24 protein-coding genes are annotated in these 12,972 nt (G+C 58.1%); all 24 read right to left on the reverse strand.

The window, feature by feature from the left end; all coding sequences use genetic code 11:
- Positions 1-64 precede the first annotated feature (64 nt).
- The 24 genes from A0U94_RS08920 to tuf all read right to left on the reverse strand — a co-directional run bounded on the left by A0U94_RS08920 (position 65) and on the right by tuf (position 12,931).
- Complete coding sequence (locus A0U94_RS08920) at positions 65-646, reverse strand: adenylate kinase (RefSeq protein ID WP_077803142.1); 582 nt, start codon at positions 644-646, stop codon at positions 65-67.
- On the reverse strand, positions 643-2,016 hold the full coding sequence (gene secY, locus A0U94_RS08925) for a preprotein translocase subunit SecY (protein ID WP_062029314.1): 1,374 nt from the start codon (positions 2,014-2,016) through the stop codon (positions 643-645). Before secY ends, A0U94_RS08920 begins: the two co-directional genes overlap by 4 nt.
- A gap of 97 nt (positions 2,017-2,113) precedes the next feature.
- Positions 2,114-2,602, reverse strand: a complete 489-nt coding sequence (gene rplO / locus A0U94_RS08930; RefSeq protein ID WP_062110051.1) for a 50S ribosomal protein L15 — start codon at positions 2,600-2,602, stop codon at positions 2,114-2,116.
- A gap of 1 nt (position 2,603) precedes the next feature.
- Positions 2,604-2,792 carry a 50S ribosomal protein L30 gene (gene rpmD, locus A0U94_RS08935; protein WP_011251948.1) on the reverse strand — a complete coding sequence of 63 codons (189 nt, stop codon included), beginning with the start codon at positions 2,790-2,792 and terminating at the stop codon, positions 2,604-2,606.
- Positions 2,785-3,360: a 30S ribosomal protein S5 gene (rpsE, locus tag A0U94_RS08940; protein WP_011251949.1), complete on the reverse strand. Its 576-nt coding sequence runs from the start codon at positions 3,358-3,360 to the stop codon at positions 2,785-2,787. The genes rpmD and rpsE overlap by 8 nt, the downstream gene beginning before the upstream one ends.
- Before the next feature lie 12 nt (positions 3,361-3,372).
- Complete coding sequence (rplR, locus tag A0U94_RS08945; protein WP_062029310.1) at positions 3,373-3,735, reverse strand: 50S ribosomal protein L18; 363 nt, start codon at positions 3,733-3,735, stop codon at positions 3,373-3,375.
- Positions 3,735-4,271: a 50S ribosomal protein L6 gene (gene rplF / locus A0U94_RS08950; protein WP_062029308.1), complete on the reverse strand. Its 537-nt coding sequence runs from the start codon at positions 4,269-4,271 to the stop codon at positions 3,735-3,737. The genes rplR and rplF overlap by 1 nt, the downstream gene beginning before the upstream one ends.
- A 10-nt stretch (positions 4,272-4,281) precedes the next feature.
- On the reverse strand, positions 4,282-4,680 hold the full coding sequence (gene rpsH / locus A0U94_RS08955) for a 30S ribosomal protein S8 (protein WP_011251952.1): 399 nt from the start codon (positions 4,678-4,680) through the stop codon (positions 4,282-4,284).
- A 12-nt stretch (positions 4,681-4,692) separates the two neighbouring features.
- Positions 4,693-4,998, reverse strand: a complete 306-nt coding sequence (gene rpsN, locus A0U94_RS08960) for a 30S ribosomal protein S14 (RefSeq protein ID WP_011251953.1) — start codon at positions 4,996-4,998, stop codon at positions 4,693-4,695.
- Positions 4,999-5,130: 132 nt separating this feature from the next.
- On the reverse strand, positions 5,131-5,694 hold the full coding sequence (rplE, locus tag A0U94_RS08965) for a 50S ribosomal protein L5 (protein ID WP_062029307.1): 564 nt from the start codon (positions 5,692-5,694) through the stop codon (positions 5,131-5,133).
- 11 nt (positions 5,695-5,705) lie between these two features.
- Positions 5,706-6,026 (reverse strand): 50S ribosomal protein L24, encoded by a 321-nt coding sequence (gene rplX, locus A0U94_RS08970; RefSeq protein WP_077803143.1) that lies wholly within the window; start codon positions 6,024-6,026, stop codon positions 5,706-5,708.
- Entirely contained in the window at positions 6,026-6,394 is a 369-nt protein-coding gene (rplN, locus tag A0U94_RS08975) for a 50S ribosomal protein L14 (RefSeq protein ID WP_011251956.1), read from the reverse strand. Before rplN ends, rplX begins: the two co-directional genes overlap by 1 nt.
- A gap of 12 nt (positions 6,395-6,406) precedes the next feature.
- The gene (gene rpsQ, locus A0U94_RS08980) at positions 6,407-6,679 is read right to left on the reverse strand and encodes a 30S ribosomal protein S17 (protein WP_062029305.1); all 273 of its coding nucleotides are present in this window, start codon (positions 6,677-6,679) and stop codon (positions 6,407-6,409) included.
- A 13-nt stretch (positions 6,680-6,692) separates the two neighbouring features.
- A complete protein-coding gene (rpmC, locus tag A0U94_RS08985; protein WP_062029304.1) occupies positions 6,693-6,926 on the reverse strand; it encodes a 50S ribosomal protein L29 in 234 nt (77 codons plus the stop codon).
- Positions 6,926-7,342, reverse strand: coding sequence for a 50S ribosomal protein L16 (gene rplP, locus A0U94_RS08990; RefSeq protein ID WP_011251959.1), 417 nt, complete (start codon positions 7,340-7,342; stop codon positions 6,926-6,928). Before rplP ends, rpmC begins: the two co-directional genes overlap by 1 nt.
- Positions 7,343-7,399: 57 nt before the next feature.
- On the reverse strand, positions 7,400-8,077 hold the full coding sequence (rpsC, locus tag A0U94_RS08995) for a 30S ribosomal protein S3 (protein ID WP_011251960.1): 678 nt from the start codon (positions 8,075-8,077) through the stop codon (positions 7,400-7,402).
- Between the two features lie 3 nt (positions 8,078-8,080).
- Entirely contained in the window at positions 8,081-8,509 is a 429-nt protein-coding gene (rplV, locus tag A0U94_RS09000; protein ID WP_062029303.1) for a 50S ribosomal protein L22, read from the reverse strand.
- 2 nt (positions 8,510-8,511) lie between these two features.
- A complete protein-coding gene (gene rpsS, locus A0U94_RS09005; RefSeq protein WP_011251962.1) occupies positions 8,512-8,790 on the reverse strand; it encodes a 30S ribosomal protein S19 in 279 nt (92 codons plus the stop codon).
- 16 nt (positions 8,791-8,806) lie between these two features.
- Positions 8,807-9,637, reverse strand: a complete 831-nt coding sequence (rplB, locus tag A0U94_RS09010) for a 50S ribosomal protein L2 (protein WP_062029300.1) — start codon at positions 9,635-9,637, stop codon at positions 8,807-8,809.
- 16 nt (positions 9,638-9,653) lie between these two features.
- Positions 9,654-9,950, reverse strand: coding sequence for a 50S ribosomal protein L23 (locus A0U94_RS09015; RefSeq protein ID WP_174694446.1), 297 nt, complete (start codon positions 9,948-9,950; stop codon positions 9,654-9,656).
- Between the two features lie 41 nt (positions 9,951-9,991).
- Positions 9,992-10,606 carry a 50S ribosomal protein L4 gene (gene rplD, locus A0U94_RS09020; protein ID WP_062029295.1) on the reverse strand — a complete coding sequence of 205 codons (615 nt, stop codon included), beginning with the start codon at positions 10,604-10,606 and terminating at the stop codon, positions 9,992-9,994.
- A gap of 11 nt (positions 10,607-10,617) precedes the next feature.
- Positions 10,618-11,301, reverse strand: a complete 684-nt coding sequence (rplC, locus tag A0U94_RS09025; protein WP_041110841.1) for a 50S ribosomal protein L3 — start codon at positions 11,299-11,301, stop codon at positions 10,618-10,620.
- A gap of 10 nt (positions 11,302-11,311) precedes the next feature.
- Positions 11,312-11,620, reverse strand: a complete 309-nt coding sequence (gene rpsJ, locus A0U94_RS09030) for a 30S ribosomal protein S10 (RefSeq protein ID WP_007282720.1) — start codon at positions 11,618-11,620, stop codon at positions 11,312-11,314.
- A 120-nt stretch (positions 11,621-11,740) separates the two neighbouring features.
- Entirely contained in the window at positions 11,741-12,931 is a 1,191-nt protein-coding gene (gene tuf, locus A0U94_RS09035; RefSeq protein ID WP_062029287.1) for an elongation factor Tu, read from the reverse strand.
- Positions 12,932-12,972 lie beyond the last annotated feature (41 nt).

Here is a 12,972-nt window from a genome sequence, read left to right on the forward strand (position 1 = left end):
TAGACTGCTCACCCCACCTGAGTCAAATAATAGAGATCACTTTTTCGTGATATCGTTCTCAGACTCAGTTTTTTACAGCGCCCGTCACGATGGCATCAATCGCTTTGCCAACGGCTTCAACGTCTTTCATGCCATCGACATGAAGCAGACGCCCCGCCTTCTGGTAATAGGGAAGGATCGGAGCAGTCTGTTTGCGATAGACGTCAAGACGCGCGCGGACAACCTCGGGATTGTCGTCCGGACGCCGCGTTCCGTCCTCGCCTCTGCGACTGGCGATACGGTCCACGAGTTCATCTTCGTTGACATCCAGAAGAATGACCGCACCGATTGTCAGACTACGATGAGACAGCATGGCGTCCAACGCCTCAGCCTGGCTTTCGGTCCGGGGGAAGCCATCAAGGATGAATCCGCGCTGGCAATCCGGTTGTGCGATACGGTTCTGGATCATCGCCACGATGATCGGATCAGGAACAAACTGCCCCTTCTCCATAATCGCCTTGGCTTCATTCCCGATTGCCGTACCCGCGGCCACCTCGGCACGCAGCATATCACCAGTAGAAATCTGCTTGAAGCCGTAAAGGGTTTCAAGCCGCTTGGCCTGCGTGCCCTTTCCTGCCCCGGGAGGGCCAAGAAGAATGATGTTCATCGACGCCTTGTGCCTCCCTGCACGCCACCCCGGCTTCCACGGCTGCGTTGCTTGCGGATCAGACCCGAATACTGGTGCGCCACCAGATGGGACTGAATCTGTGTGACCGTATCAATCGTGACTGAGACGATAATAATCAGGCTCGTGCCGCCAAAATAGAACGGAACATTGTATTTGCTGATCAGGATCTGTGGCAACAGACAGACCACCACAAGATACATCGCACCGATCGCCGTCAGACGGGACAGGATTTTGTCGAAATACGTAGCCGTACTTGCGCCGGGACGAATGCCAGGAATGAAGCCGCCCTGCTTGCGCAGGTTCTCTGCCGTTTCCTCGGGATTGAATGTAATCGCCGCATAGAAATAGGAGAAGAACAGGATCATTGCGGCATAGAACAGCATGTAAAGCGGCTGTCCCTGGCCTAACTGCTGGCCCAGGACCGAGAGCCAGCCCGGCATCGAGTGCCCGTTCATGAAACCGGAAATGGTCACAGGAATCAGGAGTACGGACGACGCGAAGATCGGGGGGATGACGCCCGCAGTGTTCACTTTCAGCGGCATGTGGGTGGAGTCACCGCCAAAGATACGGTTTCCGACCTGACGCTTCGGGTACTGGATCACAACCCGACGTTGAGCCTGTTCCATGAAGACAATGAAGCCAATGACGGCAATTGCCAGAACAAGGAAAATCACCACGAAAATGGGTGAAAGTGCTCCTGTTCGCCCAAGTTCGAAAAGGCTGGCCAGAGCATTCGGCAGATTGGCAACAATGCCTGCAAAGATGATGAGGGAGATCCCGTTCCCGACACCTCGGGATGTGATTTGCTCACCCAGCCACATCAGGAACATCGTGCCGCCAACAAGTGTCACCACGCAGGATGCGATGAAGAACGCTCCAGGGGCCACCACAGCATTCGCACCATGCGCCGTCATATTCTCAAGGCCGACAGCAATGCCGTAAGCCTGGAAAAGAGCAATAAAGACCGTAAGATAGCGCGTATACTGGTTAAGCTTTTTACGGCCCGCCTCACCTTCCTTCTTCATTGCTTCCATGGACGGAAGCGCCGTGGAAAGAAGCTGGATGATGATCGAGGCACTGATATACGGCATGATGTTCAACGCGAACACGGTCATACGCCCGAGCGCACCACCGGTGAACATGTCGAACATTCCCAGAATGCCACCCTGATGCTGGGCAAGAAGCTGCCCCATCACGGTCGCATCGACACCCGGAACCGGAATATACGTGCCAAGTCGATAGACGATCAGCGCGCCTAGGGTAAACCAGATGCGCTTTTTGAGTTCGGTCGCCTTGGAAAACGAACTCATATTGAGATTGGCGGCGAGCTGCTCTGCTGCGGAAGCCATCCACCTGTCCTTTCATGAAAACAGCGTCGCCGCACATAAGCACGGGACGCTGTTCACTATCCAACCCTAACCCGGGCCGAAGCCCAGGGAAGAAAACTCAGGCCTCAGCCTGAGCTTCCTTCTTGGTCTCGAGTACCTTGACGGTACCACCAGCCTTCTCGACTGCTGCCAGAGCAGCAGCAGAAGCACCGGCAACTTCGATGGTCACACCATGCGAAAGTTCACCATGGGCCAGGAGACGGACACCGGCCAGCTTGCTTCCGTTGACGAGACCAGCCTTGCGAAGGGTCTCCTCGGTGACGGTAGCAGCCTTGTCCAGCTTTCCGCTTTCGATGGCCTTGGAGATCGCGCCGAGGTTCACCGGAGCATATTCCTTGCGGAAGATGTTCACGAAGCCACGCTTCGGCATACGACGGTACAGCGGAAGCTGACCACCCTCGAAGCCGTTGAGCGACACGCCCTCACGGGCCTTCTGACCCTTGACGCCACGACCTGACGTCTTGCCCTTGCCGGACCCGATGCCACGTCCAAGACGCTTCTTGCGATAACGGGAACCCTCGTTATCGCGCAGTTCGTTGAGGTTCATTTCAACCCTCCACCTTGATGAGGTGGGCAACCTTGCGGATCATTCCACGCACGGCCGGAGTATCCTCCAGCGTACGCGTGGAACCAATTCCACGCAGACCAAGACCGGTGATGGTCTCAGCCTGGCCCGGTTTACGACCGATGACCGAAGCGATCTGCGTAACCTGAACGGTCTTGCCATTCTCAGCCATTTGTCACCTCCGCTTCCGTCTGGCCCTGCTCGCGCTTGCCAAACAATTCCGCAGCCTTCTTGCCACGACGGGAAGCAACATGACGCGGGCTGCTGGCCTTTTCGAGCGCAGCAAAAGTCGCCTTGATCATGTTGTGCGGGTTACGCGTTCCCAGGCTCTTGGCCACAACGTCGTTGACGCCAAGGCTTTCGAACACTGCACGCATCGGACCACCAGCGATGATACCCGTACCGGCTTCAGCAGCACGGACAACAACCTTGCCAGCACCGTAGTGACCGAACGTGTCGTGATGAAGGGTACGCCCCTCCTTCATCGGCACGCGGATCATCGTGCGCTTTGCACGCTCGGTTGCCTTGCGGATTGCTTCGGGAACTTCACGGGCTTTACCTGCTCCGTAACCGACGCGACCCTTCTGGTCACCGACGACGACGAGGGCAGCGAACGCGAAACGGCGACCACCCTTTACGACTTTGGCAACACGGTTGATGGTAACGAGCTTGTCGACCAGATCATCGCCCTGCTCGCGCTCACGACCACCACGGCCGCCTTCTCTTGGCTCACGTGCCATGTGTGATCCTCCTTAGAACGAGAGTCCGCCCTCACGGGCAGCCTCTGCCAGGGCTTTGACCCGGCCATGATACAGATAAGAGCCGCGGTCGAACACGACGGTCTTGACGCCAGCTGCAACACCGCGTTCGGCAATCAGCTTGCCGATAAGGGTGGCCGCAGAGGTATCGGCGCCGGTCTTGCCAGCATCGCGAAGCGTCTTTTCCAGCGTGGAGGCGCTGGCGAGCGTACGACCCTGGGCATCGTCGATGATCTGGGCATGAATATGCTTGCTGGAACGGAAGACCGACAAACGCGGCCGGCCGCCGCTCTTGCGACGAAGCTGGAAACGCAGCCGCTGACGGCGACGTTCCTGCAATCCTTGCTGCGATGCCATTACTTCTTCTTACCTTCCTTACGACGCAGAACCTCGGTCTCATACCGAACGCCCTTGCCTTTGTAAGGCTCAGGCTTGCGGAAGCTGCGAATATCGAGCGCAACCTGACCAACACGCTGCTTGTCGTTGCCTTCAACGACAATCGCGGTCGGACGCGGAGTGGTGATCTTGATGCCTTCCGGAATCGGATAGACAACATCGTGCGAGAAGCCGAGGTTCATCACCAGGTTCGAGCCCTGAACAGCAGCACGGAAACCCGTACCCTGAATTTCAAGCCCCTTGGTGAAGCCGTCCGACACACCCTTGACCGTATTGGCGATCAGAGCGCGGGTGGTTCCCCACATGGTCCAGTTTTCACGGGAACGGCGACCAAGAGGAGCAACAGAAACATTGCTGCCTTCGATCTTCACTTCCACATGACGGGAAACCGGAACGGTCAGCTCACCGAGCTTGCCCTTGGCTTTGAAGATGCCATCAGCAACGGAAACCTGCACGCCAGCCGGAACTTCGACGGGATATTTACCTACGCGAGACATGCGATCCTCCTTAGAAGACGCGGCAGAGGACCTCGCCGCCAACGTTGGCAGCGCGAGCCTCGACGTCCGACAGGACGCCACGCGGGGTGGACAGGATCGACACACCAAGGCCGGCATAAACGCGCGGAAGTTCCTTGATCTTCGAGTAGACGCGACGGCCGGGCTTGGAAACGCGATGGATTTCCTTGATGACCGGCTGGCCTTCTACATACTTCAGCTCGATACGGAGCTGTGCAACACCCTTGCGGAGCTCTTCAGCAGCGAAGCCACGGATGTAGCCTTCACGCTTCAGGGCTTCCAGAACGCTTGCGCGCAGCTTGGATGCAGGCGCAACGCAGACAGCATGACGGGCACGCTGCGCATTGCGGATCCGGGTCAGCATATCGCCCAGTGGATCAGACAAAGACATTCGATCTACCCTTTACCAGCTCGACTTGACCATGCCAGGAATCTGGCCGGCGGAGGCAAGATCGCGCAGAGCAATACGGCTCAGTTCGAACTTGCGATAGTTGGCACGGGGGCGACCAGAAAGCTTGCAACGCAGTCGGACGCGGGTTGCGGATCCATTGCGCGGCATCTGGGCCAGCTTAAGGGTCGCATCAAAGCGGTCTTCAACCGACAGTGTGCGATCCTTGATGATGTTCTTGAGAGCGGTCCGCTTTTCCTTGTCGCGCTTCACCAGGGCAGCGCGATGGTTATTACGGTTTACCGCTGAGACCTTCGCCATCTCGAATTTTCTCCCGGAACCTGTCAGGCCTATCCCGACGGTTTTCCAATCAGCGTGTCTATAAAGGAAAGCGGCCTTCCAATGGAAGGCCGAATCCTGATTTTAACCGTGATCGGTCTGAAAAATTATGGATCAGCCGTTGAACGGCAGATCAAAGGCCTTCAGCAGGGCCTTTGCTTCAGCATCAGACTTGGCGCTGGTCACGAAGATGATGTCCATACCGCGAACGGCATCGATCTTGTCATATTCGATCTCAGGAAACACGATCTGTTCCTTGATGCCCATGGCGAAGTTACCATGTCCATCAAAGCCCTTGTTTGCCGGCAGCCCACGAAAATCGCGGATACGCGGCATGGCGATCGTCACCAGACGGTCAAGAAACTCGTACATGCGGGCACGACGAAGCGTGACCTTGCAGCCGATGGGCAGACCTTCACGAATCTTGAAGCCGGCAATAGCCTTGCGAGCAAGGGTCTTGACAGGCTTCTGACCCGAAATCACGGTCATTTCCGCAAAAGCGGCATCAAGCTTCTTCTGGTCACCGGCGGCTTCACCAACACCCATGTTCAGCACGATCTTCTCGAGCTTGGGAACCTGGAGTTCGTTGGCATAGCCAAACTGCTCACGAAGCTGCTTCTTCAGCACTTCTTCGTAACGCTGGTGCAGACGCGGCAAAGCGTTCTTCTGTTCGCTCATTGTTGCGTTCCTCAGCCTTCGATCACTTCGCCGGTTGCCTTGGCAACACGAACCTTGCGACCGTCTTCCAGAATGCGGAAGCCAACACGCGTCGGCTTGCCGCTCTTCGGATCAACCAGCTTCAGGTTTGAAAGATGGATCGGCATTTCGCGCTCGATGATTCCACCTTCTCCGCCTGTGCGGTTGGGCTTCGTGTGGCGCTTGGCGATAGCCACGCCGCGCACAACAGCCTTATCGGCCTTCGGCATCACGGCGAGAACTTCGCCGCGAACGCCACGGGACTTGCCGGAGAGGACCAGAACCTGGTCACCCTTCTTGATACGAGCAGCCATTACAGCACCTCCGGAGCCAGCGAGATGATCTTCATGAACTTGCGCGCACGCAGCTCACGAACCACCGGGCCAAAGATACGCGTACCAATCGGCTCCTGCTGCTTGTTCAGCAGAACAGCGGCGTTCTTGTCGAAACGGATGGCGGAGCCATCTGCACGACGAACTGGGTAGGAGGTGCGAACGATGACGGCCTGATGCACGTCACCCTTCTTCACCTTGCCGCGGGGAATTGCTTCCTTGACGGACACGACAATGACGTCGCCGACCGAGGCAGTCTTCCGCTTGGAGCCGCCCAGCACCTTGATGCACTGCACCCGACGCGCACCGGAGTTATCGGCGACGTCAAGGTTGGTCTCGGGATGAATCATGTGCCTACCCCCTTATGCGCTGACGGAAGAGGACGCTGAAGCCAGCTCCTCGCCGTTGCGCGACACGACAGACCACGTCTTGCGCTTGGAGATCGGTGCGCATTCTTCAATGCGAACCAGATCGCCCGTCTGGCAGACGTTTTCTTCGTCATGAGCCGCATACTTCTTGGAGCGGCGAATAAACTTCTTGTAGAGCGGGTGCATGATGCGACGATCAACAAGAACGGTAACCGTCTTGTCCATCTTGTCGCTCGTGACCCGACCCGTCAGGACGCGCCTTGGCATCGTCCGTCTCCTCTCAGGACTTAGCGGCGGACGTTTTGGCGCCCGCACGGTTCTTCGATGTGTGAGCCAGTGTCTTGATACGTGCTACTGCACGGCGCACGACCTTGACGCGGCTTGTGTTCTCCGACTGCCCCGTGGCAGCCGAAAAACGATGGTTGATCTGTTCGCGCTTGAGATCGAGCAGAAGAGCATTCAGCTCGTCCTCGCTCTTCGCGCGCAGATCGGCAGGCTTGTACGTGTCGGCCATTACGCGTCTCCGATACGCTGAACGAACTTGGTCTTGATCGGAAGCTTCGCAGCCCCCAGACTCAGGGCCAGCTTGGCAACCTCAGGCGGAACGCCCTCGATCTCGAACAGGATACGACCCGGCTTGACACGTGCGGCCCAGTACTCGGGGTTACCCTTACCGGAGCCCATACGCACTTCTGCGGGCTTTGTCGAGACCGGAGTGTCCGGAAAGATACGAATCCACACACGACCGGCACGCTTCATGGCACGCGTGATCGCACGACGGGAGGCTTCGATCTGGCGAGCGGTAATCCGCTCCGGCTCCAGCGCCTTCAGGCCGAAGGCACCGAAGTTCAGCTGGGTTCCGCTTTTCGCCAGACCGTGAATGCGGCCCTTGTGGGCCTTACGAAACTTTGTCCGCTTTGGGGAAAGCATGTTGTTAAATCCTCAAATCAGCACCAGCAAAGGAACTGTGAGCTTTCGCTCACAGTCTTAGCGCTGGGGAGCCTGCTCCGCAGCACGACGGTCCTGTGCCAGCGGGTCATGAGCCAGGATCTCACCCTTGAAGATCCATACCTTCACACCGCAGGTACCATACGTTGTCTTGGCAGTTGCCGTACCGTAATCGATATCGGCGCGAAGGGTATGCAGGGGAACGCGTCCCTCACGATACTTTTCGGCACGAGCGATTTCAGCACCACCCAGACGACCACCGCAGGTGATCCGGATGCCCTGGGCACCCAGACGCATTGCGGACTGGATTGCGCGCTTCATGGCACGACGGAATGCAACGCGACGCTCCAGCTGCTGAGCGATGTTCTCGGCAACAAGAGTGGCGTCGATTTCCGGCTTGCGGATCTCGACGATGTTCAGCGCCACATCGGTCTTCGCCATACGGCTCAGTTCCTTCCGGAGCGCGTCGATGTCCTGACCCTTCTTGCCGATCACGACACCCGGACGGGCAGCGTAGATCGTCACGCGGGGCTTCTTTGCCGGACGCTCGATAACAACGCGGGACACGCCTGCGCCGGAAAGCTTGCGACGCAGGAATGCACGAAGCTTCAGATCTTCATGCAGCAGACGTGCGTAATCTTGACCAGCGTACCAGCGGCTGTCCCAGGTACGGTTGACGCCGAGCCGAAGCCCGATCGGATTGACCTTGTGTCCCATGGATCAGGCTGCCTTCTGCTCTTTGTTGGTTCCGCGAGACGGCTTCGTCTCTTCCGGTGCTTCCGCACGCTCGGCAACAACAATCTTCAGGTGGCTGAAGAACTTCTGGATCTGAGAAGAACGGCCACGGCCACGAGCGTGGAAACGCTTCATGACAATGGACTTGCCGACTTCTGCAGTCTTGACCACCAGCTGATCGACATCGAGCTGATGATTGTTCTCAGCGTTGGCCACGGCACTCTCAAGAGTCTTCTTGACCTGCTGCGCGATACGACGACGCGAGAAGGCAAGAGCGGCGATAGCCTTGTCAGCCGGCTGGTTGCGGATCATCGCCGCAACCAGGTTCAGCTTTTGCGGGCTGACGCGGATGTTGCGGGCAATGGCCTGCGCTTCCGTGTCAGCAAGCGTGCGGATATGCTTTGGCTTGCTCATTTTCAGCCCCGCTTCGACTTCTTGTCAGAGCCATGACCGGTGTAGGTCCGCGTCGGTGAGAATTCACCGAACTTGTGACCGACCATGTTCTCCGTGACCTGCACAGGCAGGAACTTGTGACCATTATAGACGCCGAACGTAAGTCCAACGAACTGCGGAAGGATCGTCGAACGACGCGACCAGATCTTGATCACTTCATTACGACCCGAAGCGCGTGACGCTTCAGCCTTGCCGAACAGATACCCGTCAACGAACGGGCCCTTCCAGACGGAACGTGCCATCTCTGTTTGCCCCCTCTTACTTGCCGGACTTACGGCGACGGATGATCAGGCTATCCGTCTTTTTGTTAACACGTGTCTTGTAACCCTTGGTCGGAACACCCCAGGGCGTAACCGGATGACGGCCACCAGAGGTCCGGCCTTCACCACCACCATGCGGATGGTCGACCGGGTTCATGACAACGCCACGGTTATGCGGACGACGTCCGAGCCAGCGGGAACGACCGGCCTTGCCCATGTGCTGGTTCATGTTGTCCGGGTTGGACACGGCACCAACGGTTGCCATGCATTCACCACGAACAAGACGCAGCTCACCGGACTGCAGCTTGATCTGCGCGTAGCCGGCGTCCTTGCCGACCAGCTGCGCATAGGTGCCAGCCGAACGGGCCATCTTGCCACCAGCGCCCTGCTTGAGCTCGATGTTATGCACGATCGTTCCGACCGGCATTGCACCCAGCGGCATGGCGTTGCCGGGCTTTACGTCCGTGTGGGCGCCGGAGATGACGCGATCGCCAACCTTCACGCGCTGCGGAGCAAGGATGTAGGCGAGTTCGCCGTCTTCATACTTGATCAGCGCAATAAACGCCGTACGATTCGGATCGTATTCGAGACGCTCGACCGTTGCGGCCACATCGAACTTGCGACGTTTGAAGTCGACATAACGATAGGACTGCTTGTGCCCGCCGCCACGGAAACGAACTGTCGTACGACCGTGATTGTTACGGCCACCGGACTTGTTCTTGCCTTCCGTCAGCTGCTTGACCGGCTTGCCCTTGAAGAGCTCGCTGCGATCAATCAGTACGGTGCCGCGTGTGCTCGGCGTCGTGGGATTAAAGTGCTTGAGTGCCATGGTATCCTACCCCGCGTCAGCCCAGCTTGGCTGTAAGGTCAATGGACTGACCTTCAGCAAGCTGTACATACGCCTTCTTGATGTCCGAGCGACGGCCAGGACGACCCTTGACGCGCTTGACCTTGCCCTTCTGGACCAGCGTGCTTACGCCGGTAACCTTCACGTTGAAGAGCTTCTCAACCGCAACCTTGATCTGAGGCTTCGTCGCGCCAGGAGCGACCTTGAACACCACCTGATTACGCTCGGAAAGAAGCGTCGCCTTTTCGGTGATCAGCGGTGCACGGATCACGTCATACAGGGCTTCCTGAGACATGTTCTGTGCAGTCTTGTGTGCGTTCATGACGGTATTGGTGGTCATGCCAGACGCTCCTTAAGACCCTCAAGACCGGCGCGGGTGATAACCAGCACGTCGTGGTTGAGGATGTCATAGACGTTTGCACCAATGGTCGGCAGAACGTCGATCTTCGGCAGATTGGCGATTGCGCGAGCAAACTGCTCGTCGACAGCGCCATCAACGATCAGCGCAGACGTCCAGCCCAGAGCCTTGATCTTCGCTGCGGCTTCACGGGTCTTGGTGACACCGTTGGCTGCATCGAGAACGATCAGCTTGCCCTCGGCAGCCTTCTGCGACAGGGCGCAGATCAGGCCGAGACGACGAACCTTCTTGGGAAGGTCATAGCCGTGATCGCGAACGACCGGACCATGAACAACGCCACCCGTACGGAACTGCGGCGCACGCAGGGAGCCCTGACGGGCAGAGCCCGTGCCCTTCTGACGGAAAGGCTTCTTGGTCGTGCCAGAAACTTCACCCATGCCCTTGGTACGGTGCGTACCGGCGCGGCGCTTTGCCAGCTGCCAGTGCACGACGCGTGCCATGATGTCCGAGCGCGGGGTGACAGCGAAAATCTCTTCCGGAAGCGCGACAGAGCCTGCGCTACCATTATCGAGGGTCTTGATATCGTATTCCATGCCCCTCGTCCTCAACCGGCGGCCGCCACTGTTGCTGCCGGATACGGCGCATCAGCATGGCGAGCCTTCTTGATTGCATCGCGAATCAGCACAAGGCCGTTCTTCGCACCAGGAATTGCACCCCTGACCATGATCAGGTTGCGCTCTTCATCCACGGCAGCGATCTCAAGGTTCAGCGTGGTAACACGCTCGTCACCCATGTGACCTGCCATCTTCTTTCCCTTGAAGACCTTGCCAGGATCCTGGCGCTGGCCCGTAGAACCGTGGGAACGGTGGCTGATGGAGACGCCGTGGGACGCTTCGAGACCTGCGAAGTTATGACGCTTCATAACACCCGCAAAACCCTTGCCCTTGCTCTGGCCCGTGACGTCAACTTTCTGTCCCACAACGAAGTGAGCAGCGGACAGCTTGGTTCCAGCTTCCAGCAGGGCGTCTTCGGAGACGCGGAACTCTGCCAGATGCTTCTTTGGCTCGACCTTGGTCCGGGCAAAGTGGCCACGGTTCGCCTTGGTGACATTCTTCACCTTGGCATTACCAAGTCCGAGCTGAATGGCGGTGTAGCCATCGCGCTCGTTCGTGCGGGCATCCACAACCTCGACATTGTCAAGGTGAAGGACCGTCACAGGCACATGCGTGCCATCTTCCTTAAACAGCCGGGTCATTCCCAGCTTCTTTGCAATCAATCCGGTTCGCATCGTCTGGACCTTAGAGTTTGATCTCGACGTCCACGCCAGCGGCGAGGTCGAGCTTCATGAGGGCGTCCACGGTCTGCGGGGTCGGCTCGACAATGTCGAGCAGCCGGCGGTGAGTCCGAATTTCGAACTGTTCGCGGCTTTTCTTATCCACGTGTGGCGAGCGGTTCACCGTGAACCGTTCGATATGCGTCGGCAGCGGGATCGGACCCCGAACCCGCGCACCCGTACGCTTCGCCGTGTTTACGATCTCTTTGGTGCTGTTGTCCAGCACGCGATGATCGTACGCCTTAAGGCGAATGCGGATGTTCTGGTTGTCCATGTTCTTGTTCGTCCAACTCAAAAATTCGGGTGTCGTCCTACTGCCATTGCCCCTGAAAGGGAACCCCGGTCAGAAAAAATCTGACCGGGGCTGTCAAAGCCAACAGCTAAACGCAGGACTTTAGGCGGTGATGGAAGAAACCACACCGGCACCCACGGTACGGCCGCCTTCGCGGATAGCGAAGCGCAGGCCTTCGTCCATGGCGATCGGAGCAATCAGCTCCACGTCCATGGCAACGTTATCACCCGGCATGACCATTTCCGTGCCTTCCGGCAGCGTCACGACGCCCGTGACGTCGGTCGTACGGAAATAGAACTGCGGGCGATAGTTCGTGAAGAACGGCGTGTGACGACCGCCCTCTTCCTTCGTGAGGATGTAAGCCTCAGCCTTGAAGTTCTTGTGCGGCGTGATGGAGCCGGGCTTTGCCAGAACCTGGCCGCGCTCGACGTCTTCACGCTTCGTGCCACGAACCAGTGCACCGATGTTGTCACCGGCTTCACCGCGATCGAGCAGCTTGCGGAACATCTCAACGCCCGTAACGGTCGTCTTGATGGTGTCCTTCAGGCCGATAATCTCGACTTCGTCACCCACGTTGACAACGCCGCGCTCGACACGACCCGTGACAACCGTACCACGACCCGAGATCGAGAACACGTCTTCGATCGGCATCAGGAACGGACGGTCAACCGGACGCTCCGGCTGCGGGATGTAGGCGTCAACCTGCGTCATCAGTTCGAGAACGCGGTCTTCACCGATTGCTGCGTCGCCATCTTCCAGCGTCACAAGAGCGGAGCCCTTGACGATGGGGATATCGTCGCCCGGGAACTGGTAGGAAGACAGAAGTTCGCGAACTTCCATTTCCACGAGCTCGAGCAGCTCCGGATCATCAACCTGGTCAACCTTGTTCAGGAACACGACCAGAGCCGGAACGCCAACCTGACGTGCAAGCAGGATGTGCTCGCGGGTCTGCGGCATCGGACCGTCAGCAGCGGAAACGACGAGAATCGCGCCGTCCATCTGAGCTGCACCCGTGATCATGTTCTTCACGTAGTCAGCATGGCCCGGGCAATCGACGTGAGCATAGTGACGGTTGGCCGTCTCGTACTCAACGTGAGCCGTGGAAATGGTGATGCCACGAGCACGCTCTTCAGGAGCCTTGTCGATCTGGTCGTAGGCGCTGAACGTTGCGCCACCGGACTTTGCCAGCACCTTGGTGATTGCAGCAGTCAGCGAGGTCTTGCCGTGATCGACGTGACCGATGGTGCCGATGTTGCAGTGCGGCTTCGTCCGCTCAAATTTAGCCTTTGCCATCGTCTTTCTCCAAAACCCCGCTCCACCTGGAACGGGAGTAA

The sequence above is a fragment of the Gluconobacter albidus genome, from assembly GCF_002005485.1.
Lineage (GTDB): Bacteria > Pseudomonadota > Alphaproteobacteria > Acetobacterales > Acetobacteraceae > Gluconobacter > Gluconobacter albidus.